Origin of the sequence: Kitasatospora sp. NPDC096147 (assembly GCF_044763225.1) — a bacterium.
Lineage (GTDB): Bacteria > Actinomycetota > Actinomycetes > Streptomycetales > Streptomycetaceae > Kitasatospora.
In genome coordinates, this window is sequence record NZ_JBIWFX010000004.1 from 252496 (window position 1) to 273972 (window position 21477).

Below are 21477 nucleotides of genomic sequence, written 5' to 3' on the forward strand. Positions count from 1 at the left end.
CCGCGCCCGCTCGTTGACGGTGTGTCGGGCGCACTCGTTCAGGTGAACCTGAGGGGTGCGAGCGGGTCACTGACCAGCGGCTAGTAAAGTTAGGCTTACCTAACCTAAAGGGGAGCCCGCCTTGTCCCTCACCGCCGCCCCGTCGGCCGGCGCCGCCATCCTGCGCCGCCAGCGCGTCCGCGAATCGGCCGCCCGTACCTACGCCCGCTCCTTCCCGATCGTGCCGGTGCGGGCCAACGGGATGACGGTCGAGGGCGCCGACGGCCGCCGGTACCTGGACTGTCTCTCCGGCGCCGGCACCCTGGTGCTCGGCCACAACCACCCCGTGGTGCTGGCCGCGATCCGCCGCACCCTGGACAGCGGTGCCCCGCTCCACCTGCTCGACCTGGCCACGGCGGAGAAGGACGACTTCACCACCGCGCTGTTCGAGAGCCTCCCGCCCGGCCTGGCCTCCTCCTCCCGGGTGCACTTCTGCGGCCCGGCCGGGACGGACGCGGTCGAGGCCGCGCTCAAGCTGATGCAGACCGCGACCGGGCGGCGGGGCGCGCTCGCCTTCACGGGTGCCTACCACGGCATGACCGCCGGGGCGCTGGCCGTCACCGGCTCGGTGGAGGTCAAGGCCCCGCTGCCGAGCGGCGGCGAGGTGACCCGGCTGCCGTACCCGTACGCCTACCGCTGCCCGTTCGGCGAGGGCGCGCGGGGCGCGGAGCTGTCGGCGACGTACGCGGAGCGGCTGCTCGACGATCCGTCAGGCGGGGTGCTGCCCCCGGCCGCGATGATCCTGGAGGCGGTGCAGGGCGAGGGCGGCGTGGTGCCGGCCCCGGACGGCTGGCTGCGGGAGATGCGGCGGATCACGGCGGAGCGGGGCATCCCGCTGATCGTCGACGAGGTGCAGACCGGCGTCGGCCGGACCGGCGCCATGTGGGCGGTGGAGCACAGCGGCATCGTGCCGGACGCGATGGTGCTGTCCAAGGCGATCGGCGGCTCGCTGCCGCTCGCGGTGGTGGTCTACCGGGAGGATTACGACGGCTGGCTCCCCGGCGCCCACACCGGCACCTTCCGGGGGAACACGCTGGCGATGGCGGCCGGCGCCGCCACCCTCCGGTACGTCGCGGAGCGCGGGCTGGTGGAGCGCGCCGCGCTGCTCGGCGCGCGGATGACCGCACGGCTGGACGGCCTCAAGGGGCGGCTCCCGGTGATCGGGGACGTACGGGGCCGCGGCCTGATGATCGGCGTCGAGCTGGTCGACCCGACCGGCGAGCCCGACCGCTGCGGCGCGCACCCGGCCGACCCGGCGCTCGCCCGGCGGGTCCGCGAGGCGTGCCTGGAGCGCGGCCTGATCGTGGAGCTCGGCGGGCGGCACGACGCGGTGCTGCGGCTCCTGCCGCCGCTCACCATCACGGACGAGCAGGTCGAAGCGGTCCTGGAGCGCATCGCCGACGCGATCGAGGCGTCCGCGCGGTAGCGAACCGTGGCAGCGGCTCTTGGCGCTGGGCTCGTTCGCGGCGCGCCAGGGGCGCGAGGCCCTACTGAGGTGCGGCTCCGCCGTGTGGGCGCGGGGTGGGAAGGCAGCACGTGCGACTGGCTGACGGTGGGTCAGGTGCCGGTGAGCCGCCGTCCGGTACCGCGCCATTCTTAGCACCCCCGGGTGCTGCAACCGCAGCTCGTGCATCGCAACCGGACCTCGTGCGTCGGGGCCGTCAGGAATCACAGCGGTCCCCCCGAGGGTGCGGCCGGAGTCGGAGAGGAGCCCCCGTGCGGAGTGAGCTGCGGGATGCGGTGGAGCTGGTGCTGATCGGCCTGGAGGTCGGGTCGGCGCGGCGCGACGGACCGGTGCCCCGGGTGACGCCGGAGGCGTTGGCGGAGCAGGTGCGCGGCGTGCTGCGGCTCCAGGAGCAGGACGACGACGCACTGCTGCGCTTCACCGAGCTGCTCGCGTACGGCTCCGCCGATCCCGGGCATCCGGCGTGCGCAGCACACCTGCACTGCCCGCCGCACCCCGTCGCGGTCGCCGCCGACCTCGCGGTCTCCGCGCTCAACCCCTCCCTCGACTCCTGGGACCAGGCCCCGGCCGCCACCACGATGGAGACCGAGCTGCTGGCCGAGCTGGCCGCCCTGGTCGGCTTCGATCCGGCCGGTGCTGCCGGGGTGCTGACCACGGGCGGGACCGAGTCGAACCTGATGGGCCTCTTCCTGGCCCGTGACCGCGCCTTCGGCGCCCTCGGCGCCGAGGTGTCCCGCGACGGGCTGCCGCCGCAGCCGCAGGGGGTGGTGCTCGCCTCCGAGGCCGCCCACTTCTCGGTCCAGCGCGCCGCCGCCCTGCTGGGGCTGGGCGAGCGCGCGGTGCTGCCGGTGCCGGTGGACCGGAGCCTGCGGATGGACCCGGTGGCGCTGGCCGGACTCCTGAAGGAGACGGTGCGTCAGGGGCGGCTGCCGGTCGCGGTGGTGGCCACCGCCGGGGTGACGGACACCGGGGCGGTGGACCCGCTGCCGGCGGCGGCGGAGCTGGCGGCGGAGTACGGGGCCTGGCTGCACGTGGACGCGGCGTACGGTGGCGGGGCGCTGTTCTCGGAGCGACTGGCGCCGCTGCTGGCCGGGATCGAGCGGGCCGACTCGGTCTCCCTGGACTGGCACAAGTTCGGCTGGCAGCCGGCCGCCGCCGGGGTGTTCCTGACCCGGCGGGCGGCGGACTACGGGCCGCTGGAGCGCCGGGCGGTCTACCTCAATCCGGCGGACGACGACGAGGCCGGGTACCCGAGCCTGCTCGGGCGTTCGCTGCGCACCACCCGGCGGGCCGACGCGTTCAAGCTGCTGGTCACGCTGCGCACGCTCGGCCGGGCCGGGCTGGGCGCCCGGGTGGACGCCTGCCACGAACTGGCGCTGGCCACCGCCGAGTCGGTGCGGGCGGTGCCGGGGCTGGAGCTGCACGGCGAGCCGGTGCTGAGCACGGTGGTGTTCCGGTACCACCCGGAGAGCGGGGCCGGGCCGGAGGAGCTCGACCGGCTGAACGCGGAGCTCCGGCGGGAGCTGCTGCGGACCGGCCGGGCGGTGGTCGGCCGGACCGAGCTGCCGGGGGAGGGGCCGGGCCGGATCAGGCTGAAGCTGACCCTGCTGAACCCGGAGACCACGCCCGCCGACACGGCGGCGGTGCTGGCCGAGGTGGTGGCGACCGGAGGGCGTATCAGAACCGGTCAGCCCCGGCACGAGTGACATATGGTGAGGAAATAGGACACTCACAGCGATGGCAGGTGGTGGGCGGTGGCGAACCGAACCGTGCTGATCGAGACCTCCAAGGGCTCGGTCACCGTGGAGCTCTACCAGGACGAGGCGCCCGTCACGGCGGCGAACTTCGCCGACCTGGTGGGGCGGGGCTTCTACGACGGGCTCACCTTCCACCGGCACGAGCCGGGCTTCGTCATCCAGGGCGGTGACCCGAAGGGCAACGGCACCGGTGGGTTCACCGACCCGGAGACCGGCACCGAGCGCACCATCCCGCTGGAGGTGAAGCCCGCCCTGAAGCACGGCGAGGCCGGTGCGCTGGCGATGGCCCGCAGCCAGAACCCGAACAGCGCCTCCAGCCAGTTCTACATCACCCTCGGCCCGGCCCCCTTCCTGGACATGAACTACGCGGTCTTCGGCCGGGTGACGGCGGGGATGGACGTGGTCGAGCAGTTGCGGGCGGGTGACCGGGTGGTCAGCGCCACCCTCGGTGACTGACCGGGGAGTTGGTGGAAAGGACAGCCGGGGCCCCGCCCCGGCTGTCACAATTCGTAGCTAGGGACGAGCAGTTGACACCCCGTGGGTCCGGCCGGGGTGGCTCCGTGGACATACCTTCTCCGCTGCTGTCCAGCGGTTTTCGGCCGCACTCGGGCGGGTTCTCGCCAACGCCCGGTGCGCGCTTGCGGATCTGACGAAGCCGGGCGGTAACTTCTAGTAGCCGCCGCCACACCAGGAGCACACGGCTCCTCGGGACTTGCGGCGCGAGGGAGCAGCGAACCCGCCGTCATCCGGCGCGGCCACTCCCGTACCCGTTCCACGCACGACCCTTCCCCCGTACTCAGCCCTGCGACGCGGAGGCGCCTCGGCATGACCGAAACACTCCTGAGCACCAGCTCCAGCACCTTCCAGGCACTGCCGTTCTCCGACCGCTGCCACCGGGTCTGGCAGCGCGGCGACCACCTGCTGATCGGCGTCAGCCCGGGCAACAGCTACTTCAGTCAGCTACGGATCGCCCAACTCGTGCGCTGGGGACGGCAGTTCTTCGCCGCCGTGGACGTGGTGCACGCCGATCTGCACGTGGACGCCCAGTACGCCGTGCACGGCTACCCGGCCGAGCTGGCCCTGCGCCGGGCCGCCAAGGAGGTGAAGGCGACCAGGCGCCGGATCGAGCGCGGGGTCGCGCTGGCCGGCCGGGCCGGGGTCGGTGTGCACGCCCTGTCCGAGTTCACCGGCACGGCCGCCTACCGGCGGCTGCGCGGTGAGGTGGCGACCGGCCTGGCCGAGGACGCCGAACTCCGGGCCGCCACCGAGCTGATGGCGGCCGGTTTCCTGGCCTCCCGGCTGGCCGAGGGGGAGGCGCCGACGGCGGACCAACTGGCCGCCGGGATCGGCTACATCGCCGCCGAGCTGCCGTTCTTCCTGGACACCCCGAGCCTGCTCGGGGTGGAGAGCTCGGTCTCCTGCTACCACGTCGAGCTCCCGCTCACCCCCGTCCTGTTCGGCCGCGATCACGGCCTCCGGGCCGCGCCGGGCCAGGGCTACGCGGTGATCCGCCCCCGGGTCGCACCGCAACTCGCCAGCGCCGCCTGACCCTTGACCTTCCCCGAGGAGCCCGCACGATGACCACGCACGCGCAGTGCCCGTACGTCCCGACCGAATTCCCGCTCGACCGGCGCGGCGACGTGCCGCCCGAGGAGGTCGCCCTGCTGCGGGAGCGGGCGCCGATCGCCCCGGTGACCACGCTGACCGGCGATCCGGCCTGGCTGGTGAGCAGCCACGCCCTGGCCCGGCAGGTGCTGGAGGACGAGCGCTTCAGCCTCAAGGACACCGCCAACCCCGGGGTGCCGCGCCAGTACGCGCTGACCATCCCGCCCGAGGTGGTGAACAACATGGGGAACATCAACAGCGCCGGGCTGCGGGACGCCGTGATGAAGACCCTCTCCCCGCGTGCCGACCGGGAGTTGGCCGGCTGGCTGGAGCGCGAGGCGCACCGGCTGGTGGACCGGCTGGAGGAGCAGGGCGCCCCCGGTGAGCTGCGGGACGGCTTCACCGAGCCCTACTCGGCGGCCCTGCACTGCCGCCTGCTGGGCATCCCGGCGGACGACTGGCGGCAGCTGATGTCCGGGATCGACCTGGCCTTCCTGACCAGCCCGGAGCCGTTCGAGGGGGCGGCGGCCAACTGGTACCGCGATCTCGGCTACATGCTGGGGAAGCTGACGGCGGATCCGGCCCCGAAGGACGGGCTGCTCGGCCGGTTTGCCGCGCTGCGGGCCGAGCGGGCCGAGCTGGAGGAGGACGAGCTGCTGGCGACGGTGGCGCTCTCGCTGTTCGGTGCCGGGGCGGTGTCCACCTCGGCCTTCCTGCTGCACGCGGTCATCGCGCTGCTGAAGCGGCCGGAGCTGGCCGAGCGGCTGCGGCGGGACCCGGCGGTGATCGGCCGGGCGGTGGACGAGCTGCTCCGGTACAACCTGTCGATCGGTGACGCGCTGCCCCGGCTGGCGCTGGCGGACGTCCGGGTCGGGGACGTCCTGGTGCGGGCGGGCGAACTGGTGCTGGTGCTGATCGAGGGCGCCAACCACGATCCGGCAGTCTTCCCGGACCCGGCCCGGATCGACTTCGACCGGGAGGCCAACCCGCACCTCGCCTTCGGTGCGGGCCGGCACTTCTGCCCCGCCTCGGCGCTCGGGCGGATGCACGCGGAGGTCGCCCTGCGGGTGCTGGTGGAGCGGCTGCCCGGACTGCGGCCCGCCGTCCCGATCGAGCAGCTGGCCTGGCGGCCGGGCTTCATCAAGCGGCTGCCTGAGCGCCTGCCGGTGCTGTGGTGAGGCGGCTGACGATGCGGTGGTGCGCGTGGTGAGCGGGCGGCGCACCACGCGCGGCTGACCGGGTGTCAGCGCCGTCGGTCCGGTCGGCCTACCGGCTCGTCAGCACCGCGTGCACCTGCTCCCAGACGGCCGGATCGGCGGCGACCAGCAGACCGTCCGGCCCGCCCGGGGGCGTCGGGCGGTACGGGGAGCCGTCCAGGTGGGCGGAGACGCCACCGGCCTCGGTGACCAGCAGGGAGCCGGGGGAGTGGTCCCAGGGGAGGGTGCGCCAGTAGAGGATGAACTCGAGGTCGCCGACGGCGACCAACGGGTACTCGATGCCGGCCGACCCCAGACCGGTGGCGGTCGGGCCCAGGACGGTGGCGGCGGACCGGAGGCGGCGGTGCTCCGCAGGGTCGAGGAACCGGCTCTTCAGGAAGCCGCGCCACTTCTCGGACGGATCGGTGACCGGCGGGCGGCGCAGGGGTTGGCCGTTGCGCCAGGCACCGGAGCCGAGCTCGGCGGCGTAGGCCGTCCCGGTGACGGGCTGCCAGATCCAGGAGGCGACCGTCCGGCCGGAGCGGACCAGCGAGGCCATCACGGCGTAGTCGGGCCGGCCGCCCGCGAAGTTGGCGGTGCCGTCCACCGGGTCGACCAGCCAGGCGGCGGGCTCGTCGAGCAGCGCCCGGGCCAGCGCCGGATCGGCCGACACGGCCTCCTCACCGACCACCGGGACGGGGAGCAGCTCGCGCAGCCGCCGGGAGATGATCACCTCGGCCTCCCGGTCGGCGACGGTGACCACCTCGCCGGGGGCCTTCTCCATCACCTCGCCGTCCGCCAGTGCCCGGAACCGCGGCTCGACCGCCTCGGCCGACGCCTCGGCGAGGATCTCGGCCACCTTCTCCATCAGCACCTCTGTGCTCCCTTCACCCACCACCACTCTCCCATGCCACCACCCGCGCCGACCTGCCGGGACGGCCCGACGGACCGTCAGCGGGCCCGCCGGGGCCCGGGGCTTGACCCTGCCGCTGGCGGCAGGGTTCCAGGATGCGGGCATGAGCGAGAGCAGCAGCAGGACACGGACCGACACCGTCAGCACCGGCCCGGGCGGCACCGGTTGCGGTGGCGGGCCCCGGGTGGTGGTGGTCACCGGAGCCGGCACCGGCATCGGGCGGGCCACCGCGCGGGCGTTCGCCGAGGAGGGGGCCCGGGTGCTGGCGGTCGGCCGTCGGCCCGGCCCGCTGGCCGAGACCGCCGCCGACCGGCCCGGGATCGGCACGCTGGCCGTCGACCTGACGGCGGAGGACGGGCCCGGACGGATCGTCGCCACCGCGCTGGCGCGCTACGGCCGGCTGGACGTGCTGGTGAACAACGCCGGGATCGTGCAGGGCGGCCCGCTCGGCGGGCTGGGCCCGGAGCGGGTGCTGCCGCAACTGGCGGTCAACCTGGTCGCCCCGGTGCTGCTGGCCGAGGCGGCACTGCCGGCCCTGGAGGCGGCCGGTGGGGTGATCGTGAACGTCACCACGGCGGTCGGTGGCCGGGGCTGGGCCGGAGCCTCGGTCTACGCGGCCGGCAAGGCCGCCCTGGAGACCCTGACCCGCAGCTGGGCCGTCGAGCTGGCGCCGCGTGGGGTCCGGGTGGTGGCGGTCGCCCCGGGGGCGGTGGACACCCCGATCGGCGAGCACCAGGGCCTGAGCCTCGAGCAGCGGGCCCGGGTCCGGGCCTGGCAGCTGGCCCGGACCCCGATGGGCCGGATCGGCCGGCCGGAGGAGGTCGCCTGGGCGATCACCCGGCTGGCCGGTCCGGGGGCCTCCTTCGTGACGGGGGTGGTGCTGCCGGTGGACGGCGGCGCGGTGGTCGCGTGACAGCATGGTGGCCGGAGGTGGGGCCGGTGCGGATCGGTGAGTTGGCGGCCGAGGCTGGGACCACGGCGCGGGCGCTGCGCCACTACGAGCAGGCCGGTCTGATCCGATCGGAGCGTGCCGCGAACGGGTACCGCAGCTACCACCCGACGGCGGCCGTCCGGGTCCGGAACATCCGGCTCCTGCTGGACGCCGGGCTCACCCTGGACGATGTCGGGGTCTTCCTCGACTGTCTGGACGGTGACCTCGCTGCGGCACCGCCGTCTCCGAAGGGGCTGGCCGTGGCCCGTGCCCGGCTCGCCGTCCTGGAGGACCGGATCACCCGTCAGACAGCCCTGCGGGACCGGCTGCTGGCGGCCCTGGCCTCGGCGGGGGCGACCGGCGGCGAGGGTGCGGGCGCTGTGGCTGCACCGGAGGGCTGATCCCGAGCCGGGGACCGGCCGAGGGGGCCGCGGCGTGCGGGGCCGCTGCGACGGCCGGTCAGTCCAGGTAGTGGAAGCCGGGGTGCGGGTGCATCAGGAACTCGTGGTGGGAGATGTTCCACGCGTAGGCACCCGCCATCGCGAAGACCAGCCGGTCGCCGGCCCGCAGGACCTCGACCGGCTGCCGGGCGGCGAGCACGTCCTTCGGGGTGCAGAGCTGGCCGGCCACGGTGACCAGGCCGGTGGTGGTGGCGGGGCGCGGCCAGGGGTGCGGCCAGTGCTCGACCGGCAGGACGGCGAAGGGCTGGTCGTGACCCCGGGTCGCGGGGGTGCGGAGGTGGTGGGTGCCGCCCCGGACCACGGCGAAGTCCTCGCCGTGGCTCTGCTTCACGTCCAGCACCTCGGTGGCGTAGTACCCGCAGTAGGAGGTCAGCGCGCGGCCCGGCTCGATCCGCAGCGTGAGGCCGGGGTGACGGTCCAGCAGCTCGGCCAGGCCCTTGCCGAAGGCGGTCCAGTCGAAGCGGGCGTCGGGGTCGGCGTAGTCGACCGCCATGCCGCCGCCGACGTTGACCTCGTGCAGGGGGAAGCCGTGCTCCGCCGCCAGGGCCGCCGACCACTCCACCACCCGCTCGGCCAGGGCGAGTTGGGCCTCGGCGTCCAGCCCGCTGGCCAGGTGTGCGTGCACCCCGCGCAGCCGTAGCCGCCCGGAACCGGGCTCCGCCAGCAGCCGGACGCAGCGCTCAACCACCGCCGGGTCCAGCCCGAAGGGGGTGGGCCGGCCGCCCATGGCCAGCTTGACGCCGTCCAGCGAGCCGTCGGTGACCGGCAGGTTCACCCGCAGCAGCACGTCCACGGGCCCGTCCGCCGACGCGCCCGTCGAGCCCGTCGCCCCTGCTGCGCCGTCCGGCTCCGTCGGGTCTCCCGAGCCGTCCGAGTCTCCGGAGCCCTCCGGGCCCGTCGGGCCGACCGCGCCCTCCCGCTCGGCCGCACTCCTCGGACCCGCCGGACTCCTCGGACCCGCCGGGCGTGCCGGGTCCGCCGAGGTCATCGAGGCGAGCAGGCGCAGCTCGTGCTCGCTCTCCACGTGCCACCGCCGCACCCCCGACGCCAGCACGGCGGCCATCTCGGCCGGGGTCTTGCCGGGCCCGCCGAAGGCCAGCGGGTGGCCCGGCACGGCGGCCCGGAGGTGCGCCGCCTCGCCGCCGGAGGAGACCTCGTAGCCGTCCACCGCCCCGGCCAGCGCGGCCAGCACCGGCGCGTCGGGGTTGGCCTTGGCGGCGTAGTACAGCTCCACCCGCTCGGGCAGCGCGGCCCGGACGGCGGCGGCGTGGGCCCGCAGGGCGGCCAGGTCGTGGACGTAGGCCGGGAGTTGCTCGGCCGTCAGGGCGGCGACCAGTCGGCGGACGGCGGGGGTCATCGGCAGCTCCGGCTCAGTGCGGGGGCGTGGGCGGGCCCGCCCAGCGGCGAGGGCAGCGGGACGTAACCGGCCTCGCGGTCGGCCTTGCGGGCCCAGCGGGTCAGCAGGTTGGCCTTGGCGGGCAGCGGCACCCCGGCGAGCAGGGCGGCGAGCCTCGGCGGGCAGCCGTGGGTGTCGGCGTAGTCGCCCAGCACGGTGCGGAGTTCGGCCCAGAAGGCGGACTCCAGGGCGGGGTGCAGATCGGCCAGCGCGGAGACGAACTCGGCCAGGTGGTTGACCACCAGGCAGTAGACCACCCGGTCCCAGCCGTGCCGGGCGTCGTAGGTCATCGGCCCGGCTACCTCGGGCGGCAGGGCGGCGAGCAGGGCGGCGTTCCGCTCGGGGAGCAGCTTGGTGCCCTCCAGGTCGCGGAAGAGCACCTGGGCCGGTCGGCCGGCCCGGTCCACGCCGATCAGCACGTTCTGCAGGTGCGGCTCCAGCACCACACCGTGCTCGAAGTAGGCGGTGAGCACCGGGGGCACCACCAGCCGCAGGTAGGCGCCCCACCAGTCGAGCGCCCCGGCCGGCCCGGAGTCGCCGAGCAGCGAGCCGAGTTGGGCCGAGCTGGTCGGGTACTCGTCGGCCACGGCGGCGGCCAGCAGGGCGGTGACGCCCGGTCGCAGGTGGCGCTCCAGCCCCTCCCGGACGATCAGGCCGAAGCCCTCGTGCAGCGAGAGGTCCGGGGCGCCGCCGGGGCCGGGCAGGGCGAGGGTGCGGAAGGCGGGCTCGCGCAGCACCGCCGCGTCGGGGTACTGCCGGGCCAGGGCGGCGAGCGGCTCGGCCAGCAGCCGGGTCAGGGTGACGGCGCCGGTCAGCTCGTAGGCGGCGTTCTTGCGCAGGCAGTTGGTGATCCGCACGTTCAGGCTGAACTTGAGGAAGGCGCCCGCGCCGTGCAGGGTGCGGACGGAGGCGGTGGCGGTGAAGTCGGTGCCGCGCTCACCGAGGTCGAGCACCTCACCGCGAGCCAGGGCGGCGGTCAACCCGGGGTGGTCGTGCAGGAGTTCGTACTGCCAGGGGTGGACGGGCAGCAGGACGTGGCCGTCCGGCACCTCGCCGAGCGAGTCCAGCAGCGCGAGCGCACCCGGGTCCGCGCTGTCCTGGGCGACGTACTCGCGGCGCACCGCGAGGTGGCGCAGCCGGAAGGCGGCCCGCGCCTCGGGGGCGTAGTCGTCCCAGCGGCCCCGCTCGGCGTAGCGGGACTTGGGGGAGGGGTGGAAGCGGTGGCCGAAGAGCAGGGCCTGCTCGGACTCCAGGTAGCGGTCCGGGCCGGGGGCCGGCCGGCGGTCCAGGCCGTGGGCGACGCCGGCCCGGCTGGAGGCCAGCTGCCCGAGGAACTCCTCGTTCCGCACGCCGGTCCGCAGGGTGAGCTCGGCCTGGACGTGCTCGGCCAGCTCGCGCCAGCCCAACTCCCGCTCCTGGTCCGTGCCTTCCTCGATCACCGGGCCGGTGAAGCGGTGCGCTCCGGTGAGCGAGGCCCGGCGCAGCGCGACCCGCAGGGTGACGCCCCGGCGGGGTAGCCGCAGGCGCAGGGAGCCGTCGGTGACGGCGCTGGTCCGCTCCGGGCCGGAGACCTCGCGGAGCAGGCAGTTGAGCAGGGTGTGCGCCACCGCCTCGTCGGCGCGCGGGAGTCGGGTGGGCGCGGCCGGGGTGCGGGGCCGGGCGTACGGGTGGCCGGGGCGGGCGGGTGCGGGCATCAGCGGCTCCTGCGCAGGTAATTGGGGCCGGTGGTGTAGTGCTTGTTGATGTCGGCGGCACCCGAGCGATCCTTGCCCAGCAGGGAGCCCGCCGTCACCATCGCCTTCACCGGCAGCCGTTCGGCGTCCAGCACGGCGGCCCGCAGCCGCTCCCCGGCCGGCCCGAGGCGGTCTGCCGCGCGCTCCAGCCCGTCCCGCAGCAGCCCCAGGGTGTCGGCGAGCGGCGCCCGGCCGTGCTCGGCCAGGCCGAAGGCGAGGGCGGCGGTGCACAGGTGGACGGTGATGGTGGTGAACAGGTCGCCGACCGGCCCGTCGTCCTCGGTGCAGGTCCGCGGGTCGGTGAAGGCCGCCGCCAGTGGGGCGAGTGCACCGAGCCGGCCGGTGTGCACGCGGGGGCCGTCGTTGTCCTTGAGCAGCAGTCGCAGGCGGGTCGTGCCGTCGACGGTGTCCAGCACCAGCGAGGTGTTCTGCTGGTGCGATTCGAGCGCGATGCCGGCCGCGTACAGGGTGGTCTGCCAGTCGATCAGCAGCTCCAGCAGGGCGCGGTACAGCGCGAGCACCGAGCCGCCGAAGAAGCGCTCGGCGAGCCGGTCCACCACCAGCACCGGCCCTGCGGTCCCGTCCGGCGGCGGGCCGCCGGGTGCCTCGGCCAGCAGGGCGGCCAGCGGCACCGTCACGGCCCGCTCCAGGCTGGCCGGGTACTGCCGGAGCAGGACCGCCAGCAGTTCGTGGTCGGTGTGGGCGTAGCGCTGCTCGTCGGCGTGCAGGATCCGGCCCGTGAAGCGCGGCTCGCGAGCCGTGGCGGCCTCGACCAGCCGCTGGCCGGCCGCGCCGTCCGCCAGCACGCCGGGCTTGATGGTGCGGCGGTTGCGCAGGCCCAGGGTGGCGGTGGCCAGAGGCAGTTTGAGGTGCCATCCGGGGTGCTCGGTCAGGGCCACGGTGCGCATCGACAGGGTGGGCACCACGGTCAGGTACCGGAGCCCGGCGAGCACCGTGCCGTCCGGCGCGGCGGCCAGGGCCGCGTCGGCGCTCAACGGGTGGACGGGCAGGGTCAGATGGGTGCCGGTCAGCTCGGGCAGGCCGAGCCGGGCCGGGGTCGGCCACCAGCCCGGGCGCTCCCCGAGGGTGTCGGCGGTCGGTGCCCCGGTCGGCAGGGCCAGCCAGCGCAGCTCGAAGGCGGGGTGGAACTCCGGTGCGTAGCGGCGCAGTTCGTCGTCGGTCAGGCCGGACCGGCCGCGCGCGGTCGGGTAGACCGGGTGGTCCAGGAAGGCGGCCAGGGTGTCGAAGGCGAGCGAGGCGCCCAGGCCGGTCCAGCGCGCCGGGTCCGGGCCGTGCTGCCGGGCCAGCCGGTCGAGCACCTCCCCGTGCACGCGCTCGTGCAGCTCCATGGTCGCCAGGGTCTGGCGGGCCTCCTCGGCGAAGTCCCGGTAGCCGCCCCGGTCCGGTGGCTCGGCCAGCTCGGCGAGATGGGCCAGGATGCCGTCCAGCGAGGTCAGTTCGCGCCCGCCGGCCAGCAGCAGCGGCAGCCGGGCGGTCCACTCGCTCTGGAAGCCGTCCGGCCGGACCGGGAGCTCCAGCCGCCCGGGCCCGGTGCCGGTGACCAGCCAGGGGCCGTCCACCCGCTGCTCACGGGTGCTCCCGGTGCGCAGGCCCAGCACGTCCTCGCGCAGCAGCGCGCCGAGCACCCGCAGGGTCAACCGGTCGGCGGGGGTGGCCCGTTCGCGGAGCGCGCTCATCCGGTGATCTCCCAGCGGTGGGCGGCCAGGAAGTCGTCCACCGCCCGGTCCACCGACCGCTGGTCCGGCCCGACGGCCCGCACCAGGCCGAGGTAATCCCGGTTGGTGCCGGACAGCGGCCGGCTCTCCCCGAGCTCCCGGGCCGGCTGGTAGGACAGGGTGACGCCGTCCCGCTCGCCCCGGTACGGGCCGGGGGCGGCGGTGAGGGTGCCGGCCCGGTCGGCGATCACCGCCTGGTTCCGGGCCCGGCGGTCGGTGCGGGCGCCCAGCTCGGCCGGCAACGGGACGCCGAGGTGCGCGTTCAGCACGTGCTCGAAGAACGGGATCTCCAGCAGCTCGGCCAGCATCAGGTCACAGGTGTCGCCGATCGCCCGGTAGTTGACCTCCACCAGCCGGACCCGGCCGTCGGCCTGGAGGACGAACTCGGTGTGGCAGGCGCCCAGGCCGACCCCGAGCGCGTCCAGCTGGGCGAGCACCTGGGCGGTGACCGCCTCCGGGTGGGCCGGGAGGTAGACCAGCGCCTCCTCGACGAACTGCGGCGGCGGGGAGAGCCGGGTGTGGAATCCGCCCAGCACGTGCCGGACGGTGCCGTCGCCGAGCGTCTCCAGGGTGTGCAGCTCGCCGGCCAGGTACTCCTCGACCACCAGCGCCGCGTCCGGCCGCCGGGTGCGGATGTCCGCCACGGCGGCGGCCAGCGCGTCGGCGTCCTCGGCCAGCACCACGTCCTCGCTGGCCACGCCCTCGCGCGGCTTGACCACGCAGGGGAACGGCGGGGCGAGGGCGGCCGGGGGCAGGCCCGGGGGCAGCTCGGCGGCGTGCACGTGGTCGAGCCCGGCAGCCGCCAGGTGGCGGCGCAGCTCGGCCTTGTTCTTGGTGCGGAGGGCGGCCCTCCAGTCCTTGGCCGGCAGGCCGAAGTACCCGGCGGCCAGCGCGGTCTGCTCCTGGAGGTGGTCGCTGTTGCTGAACACCGCGTCGGGGCGCGGGAGCCGCGAGATCAGCGCGATCACCTCGCGGTGGTCCCGGACGGCGCACTCCAGCACCTCGGGGGCGTGCTCCGATCCGGCGTAGGCGCGGCGGTGCGGCTCGGCGTGGTCGGTGAGCACGGTGACCGTCAGCCCGAGTCTCGCCGCCGCGGGCAGGAAGCCCTGGGTGACGGAGTCGGTCGGGTTGAGCGCGAGCAGGTACAGCCGCATGGTCGGGGTCCTCTCCGAGGTGCGGGGCCGAACGGGTGAAGCCGGAAGGTGCGGGCCGCAGCGTATCCCGGGGGGAGCCGGTCGGAGTCGGTCATGTCGGAGCTGACGATTCTTCAATTCGCTGCCAGGTCTGTAAGGTGAGGCTTACCTTAGTCGATCTAGGGAGTGCGGATGCTCCAGGCGGCACCTCAAGTACCCTCCGCCACCGAACCTTTGGCCGGAACCCTGCGGACCCTGACCGGGCTGTGCCCCGGGCTCAGGCTGCACCCGGTCGAACCGGGTGCGGTCGGCGGCCCCGGGCCGGGCCCGGGCGGCGGATGGGTGCCGTACGCCCAACTCGCCGACCGGGTCGAGGACCTGATCGCCGGTGAGGCGACCAGGATCGCCGAGCAGTTCGGCGTGGTGCCCCGCTCCCACGTGGCCGCCTCGCGCTTCCTGCACCACTACCTCTGGTCGGCCTGCCTGCTGCTCAGCGGCCCCTGGTACCTGGCCGGGCGGATCCCGGAGATCGACCCCGCCGGGCTCTGGACCGCCCCCGCCACCGGTGACCTGGCCTTCCGCCCGGGCGGCTGGGCCGACGGCGGCCCGGCCGAGCTGCGCGCGGCGGTGGCCGGCCACGTCACCCCGGTCCTGGAGGCCTTCGGGCCGCACCTCAAGCGCGGGCCGCGCGCCCTCTGGGGGATGGTGACGGACGACCTGGCCTCCGGCATCTGGTACCTCGGCCGCCAGCTCGGCCAGGAGGAGCAGGCGGTCCGCACCGCCGAGGCCGTGCTGCCCGGCGCCACCGCGCCCTTCCCCGGCGGAGCCGACTTCCGCCGCCTGCCCGGCACCGAGGGCCGCACCCACCTGACCCGCACCCGGCTCGGCTGCTGCCTCTACTACGCGGTCGACCCGCCCGCCGCCTGCCTCACCTGCCCGCGCACCTCCGACGCCGAACGCGTCGCCCGACTCGAGGTCTGACGCCCCGGCAGCTGACAGAGAGCCGACGGCCCGCTGTCCGGTCCGCCTCCGGTCTCCGTACCGTGGAGGAGCGGCGCACGAAGCCCACCGGCTCCGGCTCCCGCCACTTCCTGAGGGCGGCGGGAGCCGGCACCGCCGGTGGGCCACCGCACCGGTGCGGGCGCGCCTGACGGTCGATCAGGATCCAGCCTCAGCCTGCCAGTCGTCACCCCGTTGCGGCCCCGCTCAGACCGTCACCTCGGCTCCCGTCCCCGCCACGGCCGGGCGGTAGCGCGCGGCGGTGGCGGTCAGCGCGGTGAGCAGCAGGGTGGCCAGCGCGAAGGAGACCGTCAGGGCGAACGGGGCGGTGGGCCCGTGGAGGTCGGCCAGCCGTCCGGCGGCCAGGGTGCCGGCCGCCTGGGCCAGCGTGATGGAGCTGACCAGGGCGGCCATCGCCTCGCCCAGGCGGGGGAGCGGCACGGTCCGTTCGACCAGGCCGAACATCGTGATCATCTGCGGTGCGACGGCCAACCCCAGCCCGCCGACCGCGAGCGCCAGGCCGGTCACGGTGGAGACCAGCAGCAGCGGCAGGGCCGCCGCCAGCAGCAGCGCGGCCGAGACCCGCAGCCGCAGCGGCAGGTCCCAGCGGGTGGGCAGCGCGGCCGTGACCACTCCGGCCACCGCGCTGGTGCCGCCCATCAGCCCGTAGACCAGCCCGGCCGCGCCGGGGTGGCCGAAGGCCTCGGCCGAGGCGGTGACCCCGACCTGCACCGAGCCGAAGCAGGCCCCGAGCAGCGCCATGCCGGCCAGCAGCAGCGCGTACGGGGTGCTCAGCAGCCGCCCGGGGGAGCGCCGCCCGGCCGTGCTGCCGGGGGCGGCGGTGGGGTGCAGGGCGAAGAGGGTGCCGCAGACCGCGACCAGGGCGGCGGCCAGCAGCAGCCCGGCGGCCGGGTCGGACAGGGTGGCGAGCAGGCCGATCACGGCCGGGCCGGCGGTGAAGCTGATCTCGTCCACGGTGCCGTCCAGGGAGAGCGTGGCCGAGGTCAACTCCCGGTCCCCGCCCGCCAGTCGGACCCAGCGGCTGCGGGAGAGCGGGCCGATCAGCGGCACCGAGAGACCGATCAGGGTGGCGGCGGCGAGCTGGAGGGCGAACGGGGCGGCCAGCCGGGAGCCGAGCACCAGGGCCAGGATCGCCAGCGCGTTCGCGGCGGCGGTCACCAGGCCGATCCGGCGCTGCCCGTGACGGTCCGCCAGCCGGCCGGTCAGCGGGCCGCCGGCCGCCTGGCCGAGGGCCAGCACGCCGGTCGCGGCCGAGCCGCGCCAGACGCTGCCGGTGTCGTGGGTGACCAGCAGCAGCGCGCCGATCGGGCACATGGCGTTCGGCAGCCGGCCGAGCGCCGACCAGAGCAGCACCCGCCCGCCGGTCAGTCGTGCGGCGGTCGCGAACGTGGAGAAGGCACCGGCCATCCCAGCCCCCCGGGAATCCGGGCCGGTCTCGGGGCGCCCGCCTCCCGTCCACCGGCCCCAAGGAGTGGACGTCCTGCGGGTGCGTGACCCGACCCTAGGGCGGCCGGGTGGTGCGGAGGAACAGTGGGATCACCCAAGCAGGACGCCCCCTGACGGACCGTGTCAGGGGGCGTCCTACGAACCGGGCGGGGTCGCGACCCCTCACGATCCGCCCGGCGTGGCGGCGAACTTAGGTAAGCCTAAGTTGGGGTGGGCGGGCGGCGCAAGCCACCTCGCCGAGGTCTCAGGATTCGAGCAGTGCGCGGTACTCCGCCGCCACCCGCCGGTCCATCGCCAGACCGAACTGCGCGTCCGCCACCGAGCGGGCCAGCGGTCGCAGTCGCCGCACCTGCTCGGCCAGCCGGGCCGCCTCACCCGGCGTCAGCTCCTCCGCGCGCTCCAGCGCGCCCAGCAGCTGATCGCGGATCAGGGTGGTGAACGCCTCCGCCATCGCGTCCGCGTACTCCTGCGCCTTCCGACTGGCGGCCAGCACCGCGGCCAGCGGCACGCCCTCGGCGACCAGCTCCCGGGTGGCGTCCATCAGCCGGCGGCTGACGTGGGTGATGCCGTCCTCCTCGACCGTGACGTAGCCCTGGGCGATCGACTCGGCGGTGGTGTCCTCGGTCAGCTGGGTGCCGAAGGACTGCTCCAGCTCGGCCCAGCTCAGGTGCACCGGGGTCTCGTCCGACCAGGGCGCGGTGATCGCGTCGCGCAGCCCGATCAGATCGGCCACGTCCTGGCCGCTCTCCCCGGCCCCGATCAACTCGGCGATCCCGCCCAGGGTGTGGCCGCGCTCCAGCAGTTCGCCGATCACCCGCAGCCGCTCCACGTGCCGCTGCCCGTACCAGGCGATCCGGCCCTCCCGGCGGGGCGGCTGGAGCAGCTTGCGCTCCCGGTAGAAGCGCAGCGTGCGGGTGGTGATCCCGGCCGCCTCGGCCAGCTCCTCGACCCGGTACTCGCGCTGTTCGCGCCGCTGCTCGATCTCCACGGCGCCCAGCATAGGCGCCTCCGGGGTCGCCGGAGCCAGGGAAAACCCGTGCTGTCCGCCTTCTTCCACTGAGTGTCAGCAAGGGCTACCCTGCCAATCGTGCCAGCAATCACTGGCGCGGTTCTAATGGACCGGACGAGCCCGCCCCACACCGCGCTCCCACCCCCTCAGGAGGCCGACGCATGGCAGCCAGCCCCAAGCGCACCCAGAAGGACCCCGCTCCGGCGACCCCGCACGTGCGGGTCGCCGTGGTCGGCTCCGGCTTCGGCGGTCTCGGCGCCGGCGTCCGGCTGCGCCGGGCCGGGATCACCGACTTCGTGATCCTGGAGCGGGCCGCCTCGGTCGGCGGCACCTGGCGGGACAACAGCTACCCCGGCTGCGCCTGCGACGTGCCCTCGCACCTCTACTCCTTCTCCTTCGCGCCCAACCCCGAGTGGCCGCGCAGCTTCTCCTTCCAGCCCGACATCCGGGCCTACCTGGAGAAGGTCACCGACACCTTCGGCCTCCGCCCGCACCTGCGCTTCAACGCCGAGGTCACCGAGCTGCGCTGGGAGCAGGAGCAGAACCGCTGGCGGGTCACCACCACGGCCGGCAGCTGGACCGCCGACGCCGTGGTCTCGGCGGCCGGCCCGCTGGCCGACCCGCAGATCCCCGACCTGCCGGGCCTCAAGGACTTCACCGGCAAGGTCTTCCACTCCTCCCGCTGGGACCACGACTTCGACCTGACCGGCAAGCGGGTCGCGGTGGTCGGCACCGGTGCCTCGGCCGCCCAGATCATCCCGGCCATCCAGCCGCAGGTCGGCAAGCTGACGGTCTTCCAGCGCACCCCCGCCTGGGTACTGCCGCGCAACGACCGGGAGATCTCCGGCGCCGAGAAGTGGCTGCACGCGGCCCTGCCGCCCACCGGCAAGCTCCGCCGGGGCGTGCTGTTCGCGCTGCGCGAGCTCCAGGTGGACGCCTTCGTCCGCCGCCCCGGCGCGCTCAAGCTGGTCCAGCAGCTGGCCGTGCACAACATCCACAAGGGCGTCCAGGACCCGGCACTCCGGGCCAGGCTGACCCCGGACTACCGGATCGGCTGCAAGCGCATCCTGCTCAGCAACACCTACTACCCGGCGCTCGCCGCGCCCAACACCGAGGTGGTCGCCGCCGGCCTGCGCGAGCTGCGCGGCTCCACCCTGGTGGCCTCCGACGGCAGCGAGCACGAGGTGGATGCGGTGGTCTTCGGCACCGGCTTCCACGTCACCGACATGCCCATCGCCCAGCGGGTGTTCGGCGTGGACGGGGTCAGCCTGGCCGAGGAGTGGAAGGACGGCATGGAGGCGCTGCGCGGCTCCACGGTGCGCGGCTTCCCGAACCTGTTCTTCGTCGTCGGGCCCAACACCGGCCTGGGCAACAGCTCGATGATCCTCATGATCGAGTCCCAACTGAACTACCTGATCGATGCGTTGACCACCCTGGACGCGATCGGCGGCGGCGCCCTGCAGCCCACCGCCCGGGCCCAGCGGCAGTGGAACCTCGAACTCCAGCACAAGATGGACCGCACCGTCTGGTCCACCGGCGGCTGCACCAGCTGGTACCTGGACGGCAACGGCAAGAACACCGTGCTCTGGCCCGGCTCCACCAGCTCCTTCCGCCGCGCCACCCGCCGGATCGACCTGGCCGAGTACGAGGTGATCCGGCGCAGCCCCGCCGCCGTGACGACCGCTCAGGAGGCCCTCGCATGACCGCCCTTCCGCCCGACTGCGCGCTGCCCGCCCCGGACGAGGAGTACCGGATCCGCTCGGCCGACGGCCACTGGATCCACGCCGCCGCCTTCGGCCCCGAGGACGCCCCGCTGGTGGTGCTGGCCCACGGCTGGACCTGCTCCACCCTGTTCTGGGCCCCCGTCGTCCACCGGCTCGCCGCCGACCACCGGGTGGTGGCCTACGACCAGCGCGGCCACGGCCGCAGCGACGTCCCGGCCACACCCGCCGGGTACTCCACCACCAAGCTCGCCGACGACCTGGAGGCGGTGCTGCTGCGGGTCATCCCCGAGGGGCGGCAGGCCGTGGTGGCCGGGCACAGCATGGGCGGCATGACCGTGATGGCCGCCGCCGAGCGCGGCGAGGTGGCCGCCCGGACGGCCGCCAACCTGCTGGTCTCCACCGGCCCCGGCGACCTGCTGGCCGAGCTGAACGTGCTGCCGGCCCGCCTCCCGCGCCCGCTGCGGCGCTTCCTCGGCAAGCAGCTGCTCCAGTCCCGGATGCCGCTCGGCCGTGCCAACCCGGTCAGCCGGGCCGCCCTCAAGTACGCCACCATGGGCCCCGACACCCCCGCCGACCGGGTCGCGGCCAACGCCGAGGTGGTGCACGCCTGCCCGACCGGCGTCCGGTACCGCTGGTCCCGGGTGCTCGGTACGCTCGACCTGTACGCGCAGGTCGCCAAGCTGGCCGCCCCCACCGCCGTCCTGGTCGGCACCCACGACCGGCTCACCCCGCCGGTCCACTCGCGGCGGCTGCTCTCCGCGCTCCCCGCGCCGGCCGGGCTGGTCGAGCTCCCCCGGATCGGCCACATGGCCCCGGTCGAGCGCCCCGCCGAGGTGGCCGGCGAGATCCGCCGGCTGGCCGCCGCCCACCTGCCCGCCACTCCCGCCCCCCTCCGGAAGGCCGCCTCATGAGCCCCCAGCTGAACGGTCAGGTCGTCGTGGTCACCGGAGCCGCCCGGGGCGTCGGCGCCCTGACGGCCCGTAAGCTCGCCGAGCGCGGCGCCCGCCCCGCCCTGGTCGGCCTGGAGCCCGCCGAGCTCAAGGCCGCCGCCGCCCTGTGCGGCCCCTCCGCGACCTGGCACGAGGCCGACGTCACCGACCTCGCGGCGCTGGAGGCGGTGGCCGCCGAGATCCAGGCCCACCACGGCCGGATCGACGCCGTGATGGCCAACGCCGGCATCGCCATCGGCGGCCCGCTGGTCGACTCCGACCCGCGCACCTTCGACCGGGTCATCGAGGTCAACCTGCTGGGCAGCGTGGCCACCGCCCGGGCCTTCCTGCCGGCCCTCACCGAGAGCCGGGGCTACCTGCTCCAGATCGCCTCGCTGGCCGCGATGACCCCCGCCCCGCTGATGGCCGCCTACTGCGCCTCCAAGGCCGGCGTCGAGGCCTTCGCCCACTCGCTCCGCGCCGAGGTCGCCCACCAGGGCGTCAAGGTCGGTGTGGGGTACCTGAGTTGGACCGACACCGACATGGTGCGCGGCGCCGACCAGGACGACGTGCTGCGCCAGATGCGGGCCCGCCTGCCCTGGCCCGCCAACAAGACCTACCCCCTGCCGCCCGCGGTGGACCGCATCGTCGACGGCATCGCCCGCCGCTCCGCCCACGTCTACGCCCAGCCCTGGCTGCGCGCCATGCAGCCGCTGCGCTGGACCCTTCCCACCCTGATCGCCGCCGTCGGCTCCCGCGACGTCGCCAAGCTCGCCCCCCAGCTCAAGGCCACCGCCGCCACCCGCCTGCGGCCGGTCGGCGCCGGGGGCGAGGCGGACTCCACCCGCAAGGTGCTCTGACCGACCGTCCCCCGCCGCCGGGGGGGGGGGGGGGGGGGGCGTGGGGGGGGGGGGGGGCCGAGGAGGGAGGTTGGGTGGCGGAGGGGGTAGCCTCGGCGGGGGCGGCCACGGCCTCGCTACGGGG

The 21477-nt window shown here is 75.2% G+C and carries 18 protein-coding genes; 11 read left to right on the forward strand and 7 right to left on the reverse strand.

Annotated elements, in window-relative coordinates:
- The first annotated feature begins 121 nt into the window (after positions 1–121).
- From ACIRBX_RS15395 to ACIRBX_RS15415, 5 genes are all read left to right on the forward strand, one after another.
- Positions 122–1465: a diaminobutyrate--2-oxoglutarate transaminase family protein gene (locus ACIRBX_RS15395; RefSeq protein ID WP_402296881.1), complete on the forward strand. Its 1344-nt coding sequence runs from the start codon at positions 122–124 to the stop codon at positions 1463–1465.
- Positions 1466–1755: 290 nt separating this feature from the next.
- Positions 1756–3210: a pyridoxal phosphate-dependent decarboxylase family protein gene (locus ACIRBX_RS15400; protein ID WP_402296882.1), complete on the forward strand. Its 1455-nt coding sequence runs from the start codon at positions 1756–1758 to the stop codon at positions 3208–3210.
- Between the two features lie 48 nt (positions 3211–3258).
- Positions 3259–3717: a peptidylprolyl isomerase gene (locus ACIRBX_RS15405; RefSeq protein ID WP_402296883.1), complete on the forward strand. Its 459-nt coding sequence runs from the start codon at positions 3259–3261 to the stop codon at positions 3715–3717.
- 369 nt (positions 3718–4086) lie between these two features.
- Positions 4087–4809 (forward strand): tRNA-dependent cyclodipeptide synthase, encoded by a 723-nt coding sequence (locus tag ACIRBX_RS15410; protein ID WP_402296884.1) that lies wholly within the window; start codon positions 4087–4089, stop codon positions 4807–4809.
- 29 nt (positions 4810–4838) lie between these two features.
- Positions 4839–6044 (forward strand): cytochrome P450, encoded by a 1206-nt coding sequence (locus tag ACIRBX_RS15415; RefSeq protein ID WP_402296885.1) that lies wholly within the window; start codon positions 4839–4841, stop codon positions 6042–6044.
- Between the two features lie 88 nt (positions 6045–6132).
- Here ACIRBX_RS15415 and ACIRBX_RS15420 read toward each other — a convergent pair whose 3' ends face one another.
- A complete protein-coding gene (locus tag ACIRBX_RS15420) occupies positions 6133–6930 on the reverse strand; it encodes an inositol monophosphatase family protein (RefSeq protein ID WP_402297619.1) in 798 nt (265 codons plus the stop codon).
- A gap of 148 nt (positions 6931–7078) precedes the next feature.
- On the opposite strand from ACIRBX_RS15420, the gene ACIRBX_RS15425 reads away from it, so the two are divergent.
- The gene (locus ACIRBX_RS15425) at positions 7079–7888 is read left to right on the forward strand and encodes an SDR family NAD(P)-dependent oxidoreductase (RefSeq protein ID WP_402296886.1); all 810 of its coding nucleotides are present in this window, start codon (positions 7079–7081) and stop codon (positions 7886–7888) included.
- A gap of 26 nt (positions 7889–7914) precedes the next feature.
- On the forward strand, positions 7915–8307 hold the full coding sequence (locus ACIRBX_RS15430) for a MerR family transcriptional regulator (protein ID WP_402297620.1): 393 nt from the start codon (positions 7915–7917) through the stop codon (positions 8305–8307).
- Between the two features lie 58 nt (positions 8308–8365).
- Here the strand turns inward: ACIRBX_RS15430 and ACIRBX_RS15435 are convergent, their stop codons facing one another.
- The 4 genes from ACIRBX_RS15435 to ACIRBX_RS15450 are packed head-to-tail and all read right to left on the reverse strand — an operon-like array spanning position 8366 to position 14386.
- Entirely contained in the window at positions 8366–9724 is a 1359-nt protein-coding gene (locus ACIRBX_RS15435; protein ID WP_402296888.1) for a type III PLP-dependent enzyme, read from the reverse strand.
- Complete coding sequence (locus ACIRBX_RS15440; protein WP_402296889.1) at positions 9721–11457, reverse strand: IucA/IucC family protein; 1737 nt, start codon at positions 11455–11457, stop codon at positions 9721–9723. The genes ACIRBX_RS15435 and ACIRBX_RS15440 overlap by 4 nt, the downstream gene beginning before the upstream one ends.
- Positions 11457–13193, reverse strand: coding sequence for an IucA/IucC family protein (locus tag ACIRBX_RS15445; protein ID WP_402296891.1), 1737 nt, complete (start codon positions 13191–13193; stop codon positions 11457–11459). The genes ACIRBX_RS15440 and ACIRBX_RS15445 overlap by 1 nt, the downstream gene beginning before the upstream one ends.
- Entirely contained in the window at positions 13190–14386 is a 1197-nt protein-coding gene (locus ACIRBX_RS15450; RefSeq protein WP_402296892.1) for an acetyl-CoA carboxylase biotin carboxylase subunit family protein, read from the reverse strand. The genes ACIRBX_RS15445 and ACIRBX_RS15450 overlap by 4 nt, the downstream gene beginning before the upstream one ends.
- Positions 14387–14599: 213 nt before the next feature.
- Between ACIRBX_RS15450 and ACIRBX_RS15455 the strand changes: the two genes are divergently transcribed.
- Positions 14600–15346: an iron-sulfur protein gene (locus ACIRBX_RS15455; protein WP_402296894.1), complete on the forward strand. Its 747-nt coding sequence runs from the start codon at positions 14600–14602 to the stop codon at positions 15344–15346.
- A gap of 225 nt (positions 15347–15571) precedes the next feature.
- Here the strand turns inward: ACIRBX_RS15455 and ACIRBX_RS15460 are convergent, their stop codons facing one another.
- Positions 15572–16792, reverse strand: coding sequence for an MFS transporter (locus ACIRBX_RS15460; RefSeq protein ID WP_402296895.1), 1221 nt, complete (start codon positions 16790–16792; stop codon positions 15572–15574).
- A 283-nt stretch (positions 16793–17075) separates the two neighbouring features.
- Positions 17076–17819: a MerR family transcriptional regulator gene (locus ACIRBX_RS15465; protein ID WP_402296897.1), complete on the reverse strand. Its 744-nt coding sequence runs from the start codon at positions 17817–17819 to the stop codon at positions 17076–17078.
- A 182-nt stretch (positions 17820–18001) separates the two neighbouring features.
- Here ACIRBX_RS15465 and ACIRBX_RS15470 point away from each other — a divergent pair, with 182 nt between their 5' ends.
- The 3 genes from ACIRBX_RS15470 to ACIRBX_RS15480 are packed head-to-tail and all read left to right on the forward strand — an operon-like array spanning position 18002 to position 21353.
- On the forward strand, positions 18002–19543 hold the full coding sequence (locus ACIRBX_RS15470) for a flavin-containing monooxygenase (RefSeq protein WP_402296898.1): 1542 nt from the start codon (positions 18002–18004) through the stop codon (positions 19541–19543).
- On the forward strand, positions 19540–20475 hold the full coding sequence (locus ACIRBX_RS15475; RefSeq protein ID WP_402296900.1) for an alpha/beta fold hydrolase: 936 nt from the start codon (positions 19540–19542) through the stop codon (positions 20473–20475). The genes ACIRBX_RS15470 and ACIRBX_RS15475 overlap by 4 nt, the downstream gene beginning before the upstream one ends.
- On the forward strand, positions 20472–21353 hold the full coding sequence (locus ACIRBX_RS15480; RefSeq protein WP_402296902.1) for an SDR family oxidoreductase: 882 nt from the start codon (positions 20472–20474) through the stop codon (positions 21351–21353). The genes ACIRBX_RS15475 and ACIRBX_RS15480 overlap by 4 nt, the downstream gene beginning before the upstream one ends.
- The last annotated feature ends 124 nt before the right edge of the window (positions 21354–21477 follow it).